Below are 17,156 nucleotides of genomic sequence, written 5' to 3'. Positions count from 1 at the left end.
GATCTCGAAGTTTACTCTACCAGGGATTTTCCTTCCGAAAATAACATCAGCGCAGACGATCTCTCCTCATCTGTGTTCAGGTTATGCCCGGAATCGCTTGAGAACATCAATGGATCTTTCACCGGAGCATACGCCCATGCCGTAACTTGTCCACCATGCCTGACTAAACCAAGACCCTATTCATGGAGGACCATTCGTTGTGGACTCCGTCAGGACTTCTCCTTTGCAGATAATCCCTTCAGCGATAAGTTTAACGTTTCCCCATGACCTATGCGTTCTTTCACATCCTGAATGGATATACGATCAAAATAAGCGCTGAGCGCCTCTTCGCCACCATTATAAATGTTCCCCATCACATCCTGCATATTGGAAGATACCACGCATGATGAACCGGACTCCCCTGAGCACCAGTTGGGACCGAGTGAACCACCAGCTACCAGTCTGTACAATTCTCCCAGCTTGATCTCTTCACTTGGACGGCTAAGCAAGTACCCACCATGAGCACCTTCCTTGGTCGTCAGGTAACCATGCTTGCGCAGAACACTAAGTACCTTACGGACTCTGGCCGGGTGTGTACCCACACTCTGGGACAAATCTTCACTATTGGCCATACACTCATCTCTCATCGACAGAAAAACAAGACAATGCACCGCTATGGTAAATTCACTGTTCATAACTTACTCCTTCCCGGCTTACAACACCGATGAACTCCAACTCAAGGTAAGTATAACTGTCATTATATGAATAACAGTTATGTTTGTCAACTTTCACCCAGCATGGAGATCAAACGTGATTTTTCCTGTTATACCAATACTTACAGCTCATCAACATAATTAAGCTAGGATGAACATCCCGTCTTCATTTTAATCCAAAAAGAACAAAAAAGTGAGCCTTCCGCTACGCGAAGGGCTCCAATAAGATAGACATATGAAAGGGCTTACGTGATTATTATAATCGGTATTCCCCAATTTGAAAACGCTTTTTTTGTAAAGTGCATCATTATTTTAAATTTTTTCTATTTGAATAAATTAAACAACAGGTATTGCTAAAACTAATCCCATTAGTTATTATACTAATACCATTAGTTTTAAGGAGGGTTTAACGATGCGTATTACCCGAGAATTTGATGTCGTTCAAGTTACGTTTTTCCCAAGACTCTTCCCTGTGAACGTATACCTGGTTGAAGAGGAAGATGGTTTAACCCTGATTGATGCCGGAATACCGGTCAGTCTTAAGGGGATTTTGGCAACTGCCCAGTCCCTTGGAAAACCCATTACCAAGATCATTCTGACTCACGCGCATAGCGACCATATTGGTGCGTTGGATCGTCTCACAGAGGCACTGCCCCAAGCCGAGGTCTTCATCTCCAGACGAGATGCACGTCTATTGACGGGTGATACTTCCCTTCTTCCCGGTGAGCCTCAAACCCCGGTACGCGGCGGCGTGCCTAAGCCCAAAGCGGTGCGCACCCAGCCAAACCACTTGCTGGATGACGGTGACCAGATTGGTTCACTGGTCGCCGTTGCCTCACCAGGACATACGCCGGGGCATATGTCCTTCATGGATACGCGCAGCCGCGTGCTCATCGCTGGCGACGCGTACCAGCTGCAAGGCGGCCTTGCCGTATCCGGCCGCGTGCGCCCGCTCTTCCCGTTCCCCGCGCTGGCGACGTGGAACCGCGAAGCGGCTCTGGCCAGCGCGAAGCGCCTGGCGGAGCTGGAACCGTCCGTGCTGGCTGTAGGCCACGGACGGATGCTGCGCCAGCCCGCGGCCGCCATGCGCGCGGCAACCGCTGATGCACAGCAGCGGTTTGATCTTGCCGGGGGGCAACTATGAGCCCCCGGCAAGGGCTGGATCGCGGCGCTCTGCTCAGCGCTGCCACCCAGCTTGCTGACAGCGACGGCTTTCAGGCGCTGACACTGGCCGCGTTGGCACAGCGGCTGGATGTGCGCTCGCCGTCGCTCTACAACCACATCAGCGGACTCCCCGGGCTTCGCCAGGAAATGGCGCTGATGTCCGTGCAACAGCTTAGCCGCGCATTAACCGCGGCTATCGCTGACCGAACTGGCGATGATGCCATTCAGGCCATCGCTGCGGCATACATTGGCTTCGTCCGCGAGCACCCCGGGCTCTACGAAGCCTCATTTCATGCCCCGGACCGCGAGGAGCCACAGCTCGCCGCGGCCAGCACAGCCACGCTGGAGTTGCTGCTGCACAGCTTGCAGCCCTACCCGCTCACCGAAGCGGAAGCATTGCACGCCGTTCGTGGTTTGCGCAGCCTCTGCCATGGATTTGCCTCCATTGAGGCACAAGGCGGCTTCGGCATGGACTTTGATCCGGACGAAAGTCTGCGTCTGACCGTATCCGCCTTCCTGCACGGACTCCGGCATCTTCACCAGGACTAGTTAAGGCACGCATTGCATCATGAAAAAGGACTGCAGAGGATCTGCAGTCCTTTTTACATTGCCGTGTATTGGATCATCCCATAGATTTGGAAGTAATAATGTTATAGTTGCGCCAATGACTTTTAACACATTAACATCCACTTTGAATTCATCTTTCATCCGCTTGTGTTCTTTATAATTTCTTTCTTTACAATTTCATTTAATACAGAGAAAAGTGGCGCCTCGGTTGCACGATGCCATGATCGGTGCCCTCTGACCAAAATCTAACGAACCGAGGACACTCTATAGCGGCAATTAGAGCGAATAACAACAACTAACGAACTCCACACGTCCTATTTCGCAGAAAACTGGCTGCGGGACAGGAATAATGAGTATATTCCGTCATTTAACGTGTCTGTGATTCGTTACATTTACCAACGTACCAAATTAGGACATATAAGATGTGCTGAGTTCGTTAGAACGTGCTACGTACGGTGCTTCAAATCACATTGCCATAGCGGCACACATCCAGACACACATTGTGTTATGGAGCTAAATACGGAGCGTTCATGCTCCAAATTGCGTTGATCATGCGGATGCGGATACATGGCTAGATAAGGATCTTACCTTGCTCGTAATGCACATGGTAGTACATGTTTTATTACTATTCATGCATAGATCACGCTATAGTTCAGTGCACACATTGGGGCGATACTCGATAAGGATCTTACTCTGATCATAATGCACATAGTAGTACATGTTTTATTACTATTCATGTATAGATCACGCTATAGTTCAGTACACACATTGGGGCGATTCTAGATACGAAGCTTACCTTGCTCGTAATGCACATGGTAGTACATGCTTTATTAGTATTCATGTATAGATCACGCTACAGTTCAGTACACACATTGGGGCGATTCTAGATACGGAGCTTACCCTGGTCGTGATGCACACTTTAGTACTTATTTTAATACGTGTCCTAATACGAATCATTTAATAGATCTCACTACATGTACGCCGCAGCGGGACAATTTTTGTTTTGGATCTAGCTACAACTCCCATTGTTCAGGGCGGTAAGAGTCTGAAACATATTCGATCTACCCAGTCCCAGTCCCATTTCACCTGGCCATCTGATCCTTACTTGATCCGCCCTGTCTCTCAACCGCACTTTTGCCTTTCACATCTACGCACTTCTCTAATATGTACATCTCCCGTTCCTCTCGCAAGGTGGAATGGACTTTGGCTTCCCTTTTTCCATCGAAACGGTTCTCGATAATCTATCTATGGCCATTGCTGCCGTCCGTCCTGCACTTCATTTAAAATATGCTTCATCACGGGCACATACACCTTCCAGTAGAACATGTCCGGAATATCTTTTTGATCTGGCGTAAGCTTGGACCGGACGACCTCCCATCCCCGGATTCGGCGCCAGAAGGAATAATGCTTCATCTCTCCAAAGGACCCTGCCATGTAATACGACCGATTATAGTCGTCGTACCGGACCAGTGCAGCAAATTCCGCAGGAATTCCTGCATCCACCAGCTTCTGCTCACCTATCTCCGTCAGATCCGTCTTATACCAGGCCAGTATGGAGTTCTTCTCTTGCGGCACAATGATATCGAACCAGCCACTATAATGTATATCCTGGGTTATGCCGCTCCAATCACTGCCTTCCGGTGTAAATGCAATCTGTATATTGCCTGTCTTCACATCCGGACCTTTCGCCAGTACCATGACCTGTCCATCCATATGGATCAGCAGCATACCCGCTCCGTGATAAGACCATTTCTTCTTCTCTTGCTGCTCATAGTTCGTCCGAATCCAACGGGGTACTTCTTCTATACTTTGCAGATTAGATACCGATTTCCCTTGCCATCCACTGCTGTCCACACCCAAGATGGGGTATAGTTGCTCTCTGGTCATCTTGGAAGCCGTATTTGCCAATGCACTGTATTCGGCAACAATCGTTACCCCTTTATACGCAGCCTCGCGGATTTTCTGCACATCGTATATCGTTAATCCTTCATAGATTCCGCCTTGTTTCCCTTCACTCTTCTGTGCAGACAGACTACTCCGATTCGCCGTCAGATAGATCAGATCCGTATCTGTCACCTCATCAGGCAGTAGTTGCTTCATCCGTGGAAGCCCGTTCTGAAGATCATAGCCGTAATAATCCTCTTCATACGAGTAGTATTCCCCTGTGTGCTGTACAATCTTCTGTTGATTCAGAAGCCAAACCAACCCCTTGTGCCCCTGATAGGACAAGTCCGGTCTGCTCTTGTCAATAATCATGATGTTCAGTGGAATCGGGGCCTGGGATTGCCACATAATCCAGGGGACAACCAGCACCACCGATACCACTGTAAAACAAGCCAACGTCCACATCGTGGCTGGCCTGTAACTTTTTTTCATGAAGCGTATTCCTCCTTGCTCTGTTCCAAGGTATTGTCAGGATCGATCGTTAGATTACCCTAATCCATGTCTGCTGTCCTTTTCCTCTGCCTTCCGCAATCCCATAGCCTGCAACATGCCATATATACGGGATATGTTATTCAGCGGTCTGAACCAGAACGTCTCCGTACATGCATACAACAACAGACGTGTCACCTCTCGGGACGTATATGCCTTGCGTGAACACCATATTTCGAACATCACCACACTTGCGGACAACAAGGAACCATAGAGGGTCAGTAGCAGAACGAGAATGATGCATAGGTTAATATCCACCCACTGTAGCCCTATGCCTGCAATGAACAGCACGATCGCTCCCAGTTCCAACACAGGCCCCAACAATTCGATCAAAATAAAATACGGGATGGATACCATCCCCATCCAGCCATAGGCCGGATTGAAGATCATGCTCCGCTGAGTCCATAAACTGCTTGCAAGCTGCATGTGCCAACCGATACGCTGTCTGCACAGCTGATGCCATGTACCGGGTACTTCTACCCTGCAGATCGGATCGGGAATATATATAATACGGCCACGTTCCCGAATCTGCTTCATATGTTTCTGTAACCGCATCACCAGTTCCATGTGAGCGACCTGGTCATCGCGCTTGTAACCTCCAACTTCCAACACCCGGTTCTTTTTGAATATACCGAATACTTCAGACGTAAATAAAAGCACATTAATATTATAACGAACAAGGCCCACACCGCTAATCAGAAAAGCACGCACGTATTCAATGGTCTGCATTACAAACAACGTACTGCCCGTCCTTCTTGCGTCGTTGTCGGTTAAATCCGTTTGATTCGTATTTCTGGAGGCCATGAGATCTACTCGTCCACTACAAGCAACGACCTCTTCTCCTGGGAGAGCATCCATAACGGGCTTCATAATCTTCACCAATGCATCCCGTTCCAGAACTGTCCTGGGTCCAACAGAGGCGATATAAGGATATTGCGAGATATTCAGACCGGCATTCAGGGAGTCCATTCGTCCCCCATACGCCTTGTCGATCACAACCAGACGATGATGTAATCTGGATTGGTAGACACATTTAATCTGAGCTGTCTCCTGGCCGAGTCCCGAATAATGAACTTTACTCCGAATGGGCATCAGATCATAGGTTTCTTTTAGACGCCGCATGGTCTCATCCTCTGATCCATCATTAATGATAATAACCTCATAACGTGCATACTGCATATCCAGCAGACAACTGATTCGCTGTACGATCGTATCCTCGCTATTCCGCACCGGAACAAGCAGGGATACCGCAGGAGCCAGTTCTTCATCCAACATCTCATGATATTGCAGCGGGTCTAGATCCCTCCGGCGGATCATTGTGCGAGCGGCAGCAACTACCAGAACACTACACATCACAATCGCTAACACCAGATAGATAAATATCCCCTCGTAACATGCCAAAACAAAACTCCGCAGCATCTCAATCCATCTTTCGTCCATACTGCATCCTTTCCAGCGTTTCCTCCGCTATCTGCCTTGCATATTTATCCGGATGGTTTACAGCCGTATCCCGGAGTTCTTCAAGTCCCTGCTCGTACCGGGCAAGAGAGTTCGCCGCTTCCTGTCGGATCTGAAAAGAAGGATCACCCATCATTACCTTCAGTCTAGGAATAAAAGCATCTGCATGAACAGTGCCCATAAGCTGGGTCACTGTTAGTCTTTCAGAGCGTTGCCTTTCCTCACCAGATTCGTTCCATACCAGCAACAGCCCCTTCAGTAACTCTTCGCGACCTCTGCCCACTTGAGCCAATGCCTGATAAGCGTGGGTACGCAGCAACGCATCCTCTCCAAGAATGAGCTTCTCCAGTAGAACAACGGCACCCTCCGTTTGGTCATCTCGAATACGAATGGCATGGACGATATTAGACTGGACCTGGTAAGGTACATCCTTAAAATGATCCTTCAGACGAGTCCAGGATGAATCGGTAAGCAACAGCAGAATCTGCAGATACTGCGAATCGGACCATACATATTGCTCACGCAACAATTCCTTCACGATTCTGAAATAACCGGTTCTGGCATATATGCGCAATATGATGAAGCGTTCAAGCGGCGTACAGGAAGTAACCCGCAGCATATCCTCTAACCTGGGCAGAAGCTCTATCATATGAAACTGTTCAATATATAACAACGTGTTGACCCGTTCACTCCACTTTCCCGTCTTCAGAACCGACCGGTATGAACTTCCAAAGACTTGCCAGGATAACAGACGAACTCGCAGAATCTCGTGCTCTTCCGGACCTTGAGCAAGGCGTTGCAATAACAGCTGCTGCAAAACACTCTGTTGATCTCCACTCATATTCAGTAAGTCAGCTTTCACTTCTCCTTGGCCCAGATACTGCTGTAACACCGAATCTTCGGAAAGTAATTCCTGCATCAGTACCGTCTTAACCTTTTCCCTGCGTCTACTGCTATATTTCATCCATAAGATGTAACTGTAGATAACCAGCAAAAAAGCTAGTACACTTGCACATATGAGGCTGACCACATGTACTAACCAATCTGTATTACCTGCAAGCCACCCTCTATGATGTGAGCCGATAAGCTTGATATACATCCATTGTTGTCCAATCATTGCATGATTTCCCCTTAATCGAATAAACGGCCTTACAACGGGCACAATAATACAAAATTTTCAAATACACCCTGTGAATACATATCGGGTATATGATACACTAAGCTTTCTATCGGCTTTCTGCGTTTGTGATATAATAGGAACTGAAAATTCCGGCAATTCGTATTGGGTTCCGGATCTCCGGATAACATATTATTCCAGAAAGAGGGAGTTCTACGTGGCTCAAATCAGTCCGTACTACCTGCAAATCGGAGCAACCGTGGGCATGCTTGTCATGGCACTGCTTGCCATCTTCATCCGCATGAAAGCCAGTCACAGACCGGTGACCATTCGTAAAATCCTTATTCCTCCGCTCGGCATGAGCACAGGATTTCTCATGTTTGTTGTACCGGAGACTCATGTTCCTCTACTCTGGGCATTCATTGCGTTTCTGGTGGGCTGGTTCCTCTTCTCCTATCCCCTCATTCGCAGTACACGGTTTGAACGAGTAGGTGAAGAAATTTTTGCCACACGTTCTCGCAGCTTTGCATTTATCTTGCTTGGATTGCTGGCCGTACGCCTGATCCTGCATGAAGTCATTCAGCGATATGTAAGTATTCCGCAAACAGGCGGATTGTTCTTCCTGCTGGCTTTTGGCATGATTGTACGCTGGCGTGTATATATGTACAAACACTACAAAGAAGTGCTGGTCGCCGAACACTAGTCACCTACATAGACCACGCATAGATTTACAGATAAAAAAGACACGTTCTGCTGCACCCTCGGTGTGCAGAACGTGTCTTTTCGTTTTCAACCTAATTGTACATGTAAACCATTCAATATCTATTCAGGATCTGCAACCTTAACCAGTTGCTTGCCCAGATTATCTCCCGAGAAAAGACCCATGAATGCTTCCGGCGTCTGTTCGAACCCGTCCACAATGTTTTCTTCATACTGGATATGACCTTCCTTGATCCATTTCGCCAACTTGGCGCGGCCTTCCTTGAAGGATTTCGTATAGTCACCCAGCAGGAAACCTTTCATTAATGCTGTATTTGTTAACAGCAGCGTCTGTGGTCGCATCCCGATATCCGGCTTCTCCAGATTATAGGACGAGATCTGACCGCATAACGGAATACGTGCATTCCGATTGATGTGGCGCAAGACTGCATCCGAGATGTCCCCGCCCACATTGTCAAAGTAGACATCTACACCGTCCGGGCAAGCCCGTTCAATGGCCGCTGACATATCCTGCTCCTTTTTGTAATTCAACACCACATCGAAGCCCAGCTTTTCTTTCAAATAAGCGCATTTCTCATCAGAGCCTGCAATACCAACCACGCGTGCTCCCACAATTTTACCAATCTGACCTGCAATCATGCCTACCGCTCCGGCTGCTCCCGATACAACAACCGTTTCGCCGTCCTTCGGTTTGCCGATATCCTCCATACCAAAATAAGCCGTCAGACCCGTCAGGCCCAGCGCACCCAGATAAGCCGTGATTGGTGCTTCTTCGGTATCAATTAGCGAAAGATCAGCCGTATTCACTGCGGCATATTGCTGCCAGCCCCACATACCGGATACGAGGTCACCTTTGCGCAGATTCGGTTCCGAAGATTCCACAACCTGTCCAATGGCTCCACCCTTGATCACTTCATTTAACGCGTACGGTGCAGCATAGGATTTTGTATCTTTCATGCGGCCCCGCATGTATGGATCAACCGACAAATATAATGTACGTACCAGGACTTGCCCAGCTTCCGGTTCAGGAAGAGGTGCATCAATGAATTTGAAATTCTCTCTGGATGGGGCACCTTCGGGACGAGAAGCAAGTACGATCTGTTTATTTAAAGACACCAAAATTACCTCCTTGTTGCCAAGTGGACGCAAGGTTAACCCTTGTCAGCTGAGATCACTTACCACTGGCTCTGTGTTATCACTTCTTAATAGTTTAAACCGAAACAGGCGGTTCACAAACGTGGGCCGCCTTGAAATATGCAAATATCGTCACATTGTAGCTGCTTTTGGCTATTATTGTGCTGTCAAAATCACTGGACCATCCGCCGTAATCGCAATCGTATGTTCATACTGGGCAGACAGACTTCCATCCAAAGTACGAGCAGTCCATCCATCTGAATCCAGCTTACTTCGGAACGTACCAATATTCAGCATCGGTTCGATCGTAATAACCATGCCTTCCTTGAGACGCGGACCCCGATGAGGCGGACCGTAGTGAGGGACTTGTGGTTCCTCATGCATCTTCTCACCAATGCCGTGTCCGATAAACTCACGCACAACCGATAGGCCTTCACCTTCTGCATACACTTGAATCGCATTGGAGATATCTCCGATCCGGTTGCCCACCACGGCAAGTTCAATGCCTTTGTACAGAGAGTTTTTCGTTACATCCAGCAGATGTTGTGCTTCCGGAGTCACTTCACCTACGGCATATGACCAAGCCGAATCCGCCAGCCAGCCATTCAGATTAACGACCATGTCGATTGTAACGATATCGCCGTCTTTCAGTGCATATTTTCCCGGAAACCCGTGACAGATCACATCATTAACCGACGCACATGTCGCATATTGGTATCCGTTATATCCCTTTTGTTCCGGCGTAGCGCCATTTTTCTTCATAAAAGCTTCTGCAAACTGGTCGATCTCCTGTGTCGTAATGCCTGGACGAATCATCTTTGCAATTTCTCTATGGCATGCGGCGAGAATTTCTCCGGCTTTTTTCATATATTCAATCTGTTCTTTGGTCTTTATTGTAATCATAACAACTGCTCCTGTCCGTTAAAATCTTATCCTGTCCTCTATTGTAACGCTAAACGCTCAAAATAAAAAATTCCGCGCAATCAGCAACATCCTATTATACGCCAAGCTCCTGTCCAATGAATACAATTATCCATGAAAAAATCGAAACCCCTTCTGATTTAGCTGCGTATATGCTTAAAACAGTTGAAGTCGAAAGGGTGAAAGCTCATGTTCAAAAAGATTATTGGCAAACTTATCGATTCCAAATCTTCATCTCACCGCAAACGTCATAGCTCCTCGGACAGGCGCTCATATAAACGTCACAGCAGTTCCTCAGGCAAGCGTTCCTACAAGCGCTATTCTTCTTCAGATGTGAAATACCGGGACAGCCGCAGTGGCTCCGGGTATTACAAAAGCAGAAAATACAGCTCCAGCTAAGCTGCTAACACAACTGGTTTTAAAGAGCAATGATCACACCAGCTTATTAGACGCTACAATAAATGAATATGTAATAAAGGGGTGTTCGCCAGCCGTACTTACGGCCAGCAGAACACCCCTTTATTGTTTCTATATAGCAAAAAGGAAAAAGACCCCTGCAGATATCATACGAAGAGGTCACGGATAACAAATATAGGTCCGCCTACAGAGCTTATTTCATTGTAATTTCAGCAACACATTCTCAATCTCTGCCTGTAACTCCGTCGCTCCACCCTCATAACCTGGACGGAGTCCAAGGAGTCGCTCCAGCATCTGGTGCAATTCCGGCGTAAGCTTAAGTTCCTCCTGCCAACTGGCGGGTTCACGGCCCTTCTCTGGCTCATAAGCCGAATACAGCATAAAGAGAAGAAAGTGGCCGATATCCTGCAAATCATGATCCGGTGTAGCCGGCTCATCTTCAGGCTCAGGGACTTCACGCATACGTCGCTTTAGCTCCGGCAACAACGGCTCCCCCAAGCGTCTCGCCAGGCCAAAGTCAATCAAATGCACCATCCCTTCACGTAAAATAACATTGGGAATCCGCACATCTCCATGAATATATCCCTGCTCATGCACATGAGCCACCGGAGCCAGCAGTTGACCTGCCAATTCCAGACATTCCCGCTCCGTATATCGAAGACCTTGCTCAAATATGCAATCTTCCAGCGTCTGTCCACGAATATACTCGGTAACGATATAACTTCGTCTCCCGGATGTGAACACATCCAATAGATCAGGGATCGCCGGATGATGCAGACGTCTCATCACGTCCGCCTCCCGCTCCAACAGGTGCGCAGAGAGTCTGCCCTTGCTAGGCTTGGACTCCTTTAATGCCACTTCCCTGCCGTTCTGGTCATCTGTACACAGGTATGTCAGCCCATAACTCCCCATACCCAGCAATTCCTGTATTGTATAACGCTCAGCAATGGTCTTGCCTTCCCGCCGAGGACGATCCGTCCATAGTCCGAGCAATCTTTGCCAACTTCGTCGCAGCTCCACAGATCCTCCCACGCCAGCTTCCTGATCCACTCAGTCTTTATCTATACTGAGCAGTTCGTTGCCAGTCTTCATGTTGTATGGAGCTTATTATATCAGGCCCATAATGCAAAATCACGATGAGCAAGAGCCTGTCATTCAAGCTTCCTTATGCTTCTTGGGCAGGAACCCGAACAACATACGCAGGGATACTCCTTTGGGTTTGCGTTTTCTTCCCTGGAAACTGCGCAGATTGGTTACGAGTTCACGATCCCGCTCCTCTTCCAGCTTCTCGTTCATCCATAGACGCTGTTTTTCCATCTGTTCCTGAAGCGCCATATGTGTCTCCGCCAGATGCTGAAGGGTCAGCTCCAGTTCATCGACCCGCTGTTGCAGCAGCTGTACCCGATCATCCTGCTGTTGTTCTACAGCACCATAAGTCACCTCACTTACCAGTTGCCCCAGACCTTCATAGGATCTCAGATTACCCATTATTTCAGGTTCTTCAGGGAGTACAGATGACATGACTGTCGCTGCACATTCCGCCTCTGACAGACCTTCAATTCCCACCACCGGGACATCCACTTCTACTACAGCTACAGGTGCTTCTGGAGCCAATACAGTCACCACAGCATCAGCCAAGGGTAGATTATGCTCTCTGAGTTCAGTCATCAGCCGTTCAATGCACTCGATGTCGTCGGACTTGAATAGTCTGGATTTGTTGGCTGACCGTTCGAACCGGTATCCCTGTTCTTCCAGTGCCGCCGCATATTTACGAAGAGTACTGGCACCTATGCCCAGGCTCTTGGCCGTTTCCGTCGTTGCTCCTGCTTCTTCAATCATCATTAATTCCCTCCCGGAATGAAGTCTTTTGGGAATCAATTTCATAATACCTTTAGTGAGTTATGAAATTGATTCTTGAATAAAAACATTATGGCTTCAGCGTTCCTTTATGGAACCGTCATCGGATCGGGGCAACCTGTCTCATGGATCAAGTATGCTTATCTTTTGCTTGTCCGTATGTATTCGTCAGCTTCTCGGCAGATCCCTTTGGCGGTTTTGTTCTGTTTCTGCGGATTCCTAAGAAGTTTTGTCAGGTATATGATCCGCACAAATAACCCCCAATCCGACAACAAACATGAATGCTGTCATGTCGAATGACACAGGTGCAAACGCCGTCAAATCTTATGATTATGGATTATTCATGTCAATTTTGTTAACTCCGTTACTCCAATACGCTCCCGCGATAGCGGATATCATTGCTGCGCAGCTTTTTCATGTGTTATCTTATGTAACGTAGAAGTGGATTCCAGCATAAAATAAAGGACTATACTTAACATAGGACGCATTAGTAACGGATAAATATCAATCTAAATGGGGGCTGAACGGCAGTGTTAGGCAAATCAGGCAAAGTAGCGGTGATCGGGGCGGGTCTTGTCGGTTCGAGTTGTGCGTATTCCATGATTAATCAATCGATATGCAGGGAAATTATGATGGTGGACCGGACGTATGACCGTGCTGTAGCACAGGCACTGGATTTTTCCCATTGTATGGACTTCACACATAACCGCACCAAGGTATATGCAGGCACGTACGCCGATTGTGGCAATATGGATGTTATTATCTTAACTGCCGGGGCAAATCCCAAGCCAGGACAGACACGGCTGGATATTCTGGAGGAAGCGGAGTCGATTGCCAAAGACATCGTGGTCCCGATCATGAACAGTGGATTTAACGGGATTTTTGTCGTCGCTGCCAATCCGGTTGACATAGTAACTTATATGGTATGGAAATTATCCGGCCTCCCGCGCGAACACGTCATCGGTACAGGCACGTCCATTGACTCTTCACGACTCAAAACACTGCTGTCTGAAGTCTTCTCCATCGATCCACGCAGTGTGCATGGTTATGCTCTCGGAGAGCATGGAGAATCCCAGTTCGTGGCCTGGTCGCATGTGACCATCGGTGGCAAACCGATTATGCACATCATGGATCAGCACAAGGAGCGCTTCAAACATCTGGATCTGGAGGATATTGCACGCAAAACAAAGGATGCCGGCTGGGAAATCTTTACCCGTAAAGGTTCTACCCAATTCGGAATCGGCAATGCCCTCGCGCATATCACTCGTTCCATCCTCAATGACGAACACAAGATCATCGCCGTATCAGCTATCCTGGATGGAGAGTATGAGCAACATAACGTCTGCGTCGGTGTTCCTGCAATCATCGGTGGCAATGGTATTCAAGAGATTATCGAATTGAATCTGGATGCAACGGAACGTGAGAAATTCAACAATTCCTGTGAAATCCTATCAGGTAACATCAATCGTCTGACATTGGTATAAGCCATTCGTATACAACTCCACTTTGTATGCTTCGGCTCAACTTCAAAAGCCTGCCGACACAAACATGCCAATAACACTCCATCCGAGGAGTTTTATTGGCATGTTTGTGTTTATTATTTTTCACAGCCAGATGAATCAATTTCATAATTGATTTGAGTAGTTGTTCAATTCGGTGCAAGCTGAGGTTCGTCCCTTGGCCCCCATTGCTGTAACACTCGCTTCAACTCACTCAGCATAACCGGTTTGCTAATAAAGTCACGCATACCAATCTCCAGACAAGCTTCCTTATCTTCACGTTTGGCATTGCTTGTAACTGCGATGATTGGAGGTATGCGATCCTGTGGAATTAGGCGGTGTAACAGGTCTGTCGCCTTCAGTCCATCCATCACAGGCATATGAATATCCATCAGGACAATATCATAAGCATTCTGAGAGATGGCATCAATTGCCTCCACACCATTAGTACATACATCTGCGTGGTATCCGAGCTTCTCCAGATATTCTCGCAAAATCTTCCGGTTCACCGGATGATCCTCCGCCACCAGAATACGCATGGCCACCTTATCACTTTGACGTGTGCGATCATGATGGAACTGACTTGCTGTCTGTTCTGCTGAAGCATCTACACTCGCCGCAGGAACAGCAAACCGGAAGGTTGAGCCTTCCCCTTCTATGCTCTCGACACTGATACTACCTCCCATGATCTCCACGAGTCGCTTGGAGATGACCAGTCCCAGTCCGGTACCACCATACTTCCGGTTAATCACCGGATGCAGTTGAGAGAAGGACTGAAACAACTGATCCAGCTTGTCAGCCGGGATGCCAATTCCCGTATCTTGCACCGCAAAATCAAGAACACTGTCTTCAGGCTTTCTACCCTTGATAATATCCACGGCAACCTCAATGCTTCCCTGATCTGTGAACTTGAGCGCATTGCCAACCAAGTTCACCAGAATCTGCCGGATACGTATGGCGTCACCGACCATGAACTCAGGAATGCTTGGATTGAGACGATATCTGATCTCCAGATGTTTCTCATCTGCAAGCGGTTTAAACAGTTCGGCAACCTGTTCCAACATCTTGCGTAATGCAAATGGTTCATAAGCCAGTGCCATTTTCCCCGATTCCAGCTTACTGAAGTCCAAAATATCATTAAGGATGTTCAGCAGAGCATCGCCGCTGTCTCGAATAATCTCGGCATATTCACGCTGTTCTTCCGATAAATCGGTACCGATCAACAATTCTGTCATCCCCACGATCCCGTTCATCGGTGTCCGGATCTCATGGCTAACCATCGACAGAAATTCCGACTTGGCCTGAGCTGCCAGCTCAGCTGTCTCTTTGGCACGTACAATTTCACGTTCGCCAGTCACATCATTAAATACAACCACCGCGCCCTGAATCTGTCCCTGTTCAATAATCGGCGTCACCTGATACTGCACCAGAAAGCTGCTGCCATCTTTACGCCAGAACACATCTTCCTTGATTGAACGTATCTGTCCATCCAACACGGTCATGTGGATCGGGCATTCTTCTTGTGGCAAATGACTTCCGTCTGCACGGGTGTGATGGATGATGGGATGTGAGTTTTTGCCAATGAATTCTTTCGCCTCATAACCGAACATCGAAGCTGCTGCTGGATTCATAAACATGGTGATTCCATCCGCATCCAAACCAAATATTCCTTCTGTAACCGTGTTGAGAATCAGCTCATGTTGCTTGCTGAGCTCCTGAATCCGTTCCGTGTATTCCTTGCGCTCGGTAATATCGGACACGATCCCATAGACGCCCACCATTTCCTTATCCACAATAATGGGCACATTCGTAACAGATACTTCAATCTTCCGACCACTTGAATTAACGATTCGGGTCTCATAATATTGCGGTTCGCCTTGCTTCACCATGTCAAAATAATGTTTGCCATATTGCACTTCGCATTTATCCAGATTGGATAAAAAAGACTGGCCAATAAGCTTATTGCGCGGAATATCCAACATTTGCACCAGTTTGCTGTTCACTGCGCTGTATTTACCTTCCAGATTCAATGAATACACAGCTGCCGGGTTATGTTCGAACAACGATCTGTATCGCTGACGGCTTTCCCGAAGACGTCTTTCCGCATCCTTATGCTGGGTAATATCCCTGCTGATGCTTACAATCTGGACACTCTTGCCACGCTCTCCAGCAACAGGTTTCGCCAATGTCTCCATCCAGATATAATGTCCCTTCTTGTGCAACACACGCATCTTGCAGCCATTGCCGATCTTGGAAAGATCCATAGGGTCCGGATAATCTCCCGAATAACAATAATCCTTGAAGGACTTACCTATGACTTCCTCCGGCTTATAACCCAGTAAGGTGTACACGGAAGGGGAAACGTATAACAATTCGCCATCCGTAGCACAAGTTGTAATCAGATCTTGTGCATGGTCAGCCAGCACCTGATATTTCTCCTGTGCCTCCTTAAGCTCACGTTGCACTTCCAGGATATCGGTAACATCTTTGGCAATGCCATAGATTCCTACAACTTCTTTTCCCTCCGTTATAGGCACATACGTTATCTCTGCCTGTTTCAGGGAACCATCTTTATGATAAAAAGTAATGGGATTACTGACTGAACGTCCAGCCAGTACCTCTTTAATGTATTGTTTGCGTGAATTTTCACTGTCCGGAGGACAGATCTCACTCTGATTCATACGAATCAAGTCATCCAGTGTATACCCAGATATCCGCTCTACCGAGGGATTAGCATCAATATAGTTTCCATGGATGTCCATTACATAAATGGCATCCGGATGGTTAAAAAACAGTGATTGGTAAGAACTTCCCTCAGAAATAATGCGCTTCAGGGTTTCCGTTTTATTAATATCCAAGGCTTACCCCTCTTTTCTCAGCCAATATCTTCATCTAACAGCAGGGATTAATTATCCCTTACAAAAATGGGCCTACCCTCGAATAACCATGTAAGCCTGCCTAGAAACAGCTTTTTTTATTTTACCAGATTCTCGTCTCATTTTGCTTACAATCTATGATTCAATTCACATGATGTGTGAGGTAATACTTGGAATTTGAATATTACTCAGGAGTCGTCTTCAAAGGCAGGCAATTTATACAAGGATCAATGTAAGTCTCTAACAAGCTTGAAGTTCAATTCCAAGTCAGCTGATTCTGGCGGATGGCTAAACGATTTTC

General features: G+C 47.4%; 14 protein-coding genes. 5 read left to right on the top strand and 9 right to left on the bottom strand.

The annotated features are described in order from the left end of the window. Positions 1-209 precede the first annotated feature (209 nt). Entirely contained in the window at positions 210-674 is a 465-nt protein-coding gene (locus MKY95_RS02670; protein ID WP_047840338.1) for an Rrf2 family transcriptional regulator, read from the bottom strand. A gap of 430 nt (positions 675-1,104) precedes the next feature. On the opposite strand from MKY95_RS02670, the gene MKY95_RS02665 reads away from it, so the two are divergent. Both MKY95_RS02665 and MKY95_RS02660 read left to right on the top strand, forming a co-directional pair. After that, positions 1,105-1,836, top strand: a complete 732-nt coding sequence (locus tag MKY95_RS02665) for an MBL fold metallo-hydrolase (protein WP_076254456.1) — start codon at positions 1,105-1,107, stop codon at positions 1,834-1,836. Then, positions 1,833-2,405: a TetR-like C-terminal domain-containing protein gene (locus MKY95_RS02660; RefSeq protein WP_036607476.1), complete on the top strand. Its 573-nt coding sequence runs from the start codon at positions 1,833-1,835 to the stop codon at positions 2,403-2,405. Before MKY95_RS02665 ends, MKY95_RS02660 begins: the two co-directional genes overlap by 4 nt. Positions 2,406-3,668: 1,263 nt before the next feature. On the opposite strand, the gene MKY95_RS02655 is transcribed toward MKY95_RS02660, so the two are convergent. The 3 genes from MKY95_RS02655 to MKY95_RS02645 are packed head-to-tail and all read right to left on the bottom strand — an operon-like array spanning position 3,669 to position 7,431. Beyond that, entirely contained in the window at positions 3,669-4,799 is a 1,131-nt protein-coding gene (locus tag MKY95_RS02655) for a hypothetical protein (RefSeq protein ID WP_339196762.1), read from the bottom strand. A gap of 54 nt (positions 4,800-4,853) precedes the next feature. Beyond that, complete coding sequence (locus MKY95_RS02650; protein ID WP_339196759.1) at positions 4,854-6,296, bottom strand: glycosyltransferase family 2 protein; 1,443 nt, start codon at positions 6,294-6,296, stop codon at positions 4,854-4,856. After that, positions 6,277-7,431, bottom strand: coding sequence for a HEAT repeat domain-containing protein (locus MKY95_RS02645; protein WP_339196756.1), 1,155 nt, complete (start codon positions 7,429-7,431; stop codon positions 6,277-6,279). The genes MKY95_RS02650 and MKY95_RS02645 overlap by 20 nt, the downstream gene beginning before the upstream one ends. Positions 7,432-7,648: 217 nt before the next feature. Here MKY95_RS02645 and MKY95_RS02640 point away from each other — a divergent pair, with 217 nt between their 5' ends. Next, positions 7,649-8,134 carry a cytochrome c biogenesis protein CcdC gene (locus MKY95_RS02640; protein WP_176873064.1) on the top strand — a complete coding sequence of 162 codons (486 nt, stop codon included), beginning with the start codon at positions 7,649-7,651 and terminating at the stop codon, positions 8,132-8,134. 119 nt (positions 8,135-8,253) lie between these two features. Here MKY95_RS02640 and MKY95_RS02635 read toward each other — a convergent pair whose 3' ends face one another. Further along, positions 8,254-9,267 (bottom strand): NADP-dependent oxidoreductase, encoded by a 1,014-nt coding sequence (locus MKY95_RS02635; protein ID WP_036607487.1) that lies wholly within the window; start codon positions 9,265-9,267, stop codon positions 8,254-8,256. Positions 9,268-9,441: 174 nt separating this feature from the next. Then, entirely contained in the window at positions 9,442-10,188 is a 747-nt protein-coding gene (gene map / locus MKY95_RS02630) for a type I methionyl aminopeptidase (RefSeq protein WP_036607489.1), read from the bottom strand. Positions 10,189-10,395: 207 nt separating this feature from the next. On the opposite strand from map, the gene MKY95_RS02625 reads away from it, so the two are divergent. Next, positions 10,396-10,605 carry a hypothetical protein gene (locus MKY95_RS02625; protein ID WP_074093270.1) on the top strand — a complete coding sequence of 70 codons (210 nt, stop codon included), beginning with the start codon at positions 10,396-10,398 and terminating at the stop codon, positions 10,603-10,605. A 216-nt stretch (positions 10,606-10,821) separates the two neighbouring features. On the opposite strand, the gene MKY95_RS02620 is transcribed toward MKY95_RS02625, so the two are convergent. Beyond that, complete coding sequence (locus tag MKY95_RS02620; RefSeq protein ID WP_339196751.1) at positions 10,822-11,673, bottom strand: protein kinase; 852 nt, start codon at positions 11,671-11,673, stop codon at positions 10,822-10,824. A 105-nt stretch (positions 11,674-11,778) separates the two neighbouring features. Then, positions 11,779-12,465 carry a hypothetical protein gene (locus MKY95_RS02615; protein ID WP_053061335.1) on the bottom strand — a complete coding sequence of 229 codons (687 nt, stop codon included), beginning with the start codon at positions 12,463-12,465 and terminating at the stop codon, positions 11,779-11,781. Between the two features lie 545 nt (positions 12,466-13,010). Here MKY95_RS02615 and MKY95_RS02610 point away from each other — a divergent pair. Then, complete coding sequence (locus MKY95_RS02610) at positions 13,011-13,964, top strand: L-lactate dehydrogenase (RefSeq protein ID WP_036607494.1); 954 nt, start codon at positions 13,011-13,013, stop codon at positions 13,962-13,964. Positions 13,965-14,128: 164 nt separating this feature from the next. Here the strand turns inward: MKY95_RS02610 and MKY95_RS02605 are convergent, their stop codons facing one another. Further along, positions 14,129-16,837 (bottom strand): PAS domain S-box protein, encoded by a 2,709-nt coding sequence (locus MKY95_RS02605; RefSeq protein WP_339196745.1) that lies wholly within the window; start codon positions 16,835-16,837, stop codon positions 14,129-14,131. Between the last annotated feature and the right edge of the window lie 319 nt (positions 16,838-17,156).

The sequence above is a fragment of the Paenibacillus sp. FSL P4-0176 genome, from assembly GCF_037975265.1.
Taxonomy (GTDB): Bacteria; Bacillota; Bacilli; order Paenibacillales; family Paenibacillaceae; genus Paenibacillus; species Paenibacillus amylolyticus.
Note: the sequence above shows the minus strand (reverse complement) of the source record. Positions and strands in the feature narration are given on the sequence as shown.

Bases quoted from the DNA above. Each gene is read 5' to 3' on its own strand.
- MKY95_RS02670 (WP_047840338.1), bottom strand. From the start codon at position 674: ATGAACAGTGAATTTACCATAGCGGTGCATTGTCTTGTTTTTCTGTCG.
- MKY95_RS02650 (WP_339196759.1), bottom strand. From the start codon at position 6,296: ATGGACGAAAGATGGATTGAGATGCTGCGGAGTTTTGTTTTGGCATGT.
- MKY95_RS02615 (WP_053061335.1), bottom strand. From the start codon at position 12,465: ATGATGATTGAAGAAGCAGGAGCAACGACGGAAACGGCCAAGAGCCTG.
- MKY95_RS02660 (WP_036607476.1), top strand. From the start codon at position 1,833: ATGAGCCCCCGGCAAGGGCTGGATCGCGGCGCTCTGCTCAGCGCTGCC.
- map (WP_036607489.1), bottom strand. From the start codon at position 10,188: ATGATTACAATAAAGACCAAAGAACAGATTGAATATATGAAAAAAGCC.
- MKY95_RS02655 (WP_339196762.1), bottom strand. From the start codon at position 4,799: ATGAAAAAAAGTTACAGGCCAGCCACGATGTGGACGTTGGCTTGTTTT.
- MKY95_RS02625 (WP_074093270.1), top strand. From the start codon at position 10,396: ATGTTCAAAAAGATTATTGGCAAACTTATCGATTCCAAATCTTCATCT.
- MKY95_RS02645 (WP_339196756.1), bottom strand. From the start codon at position 7,431: ATGATTGGACAACAATGGATGTATATCAAGCTTATCGGCTCACATCAT.
- MKY95_RS02665 (WP_076254456.1), top strand. From the start codon at position 1,105: ATGCGTATTACCCGAGAATTTGATGTCGTTCAAGTTACGTTTTTCCCA.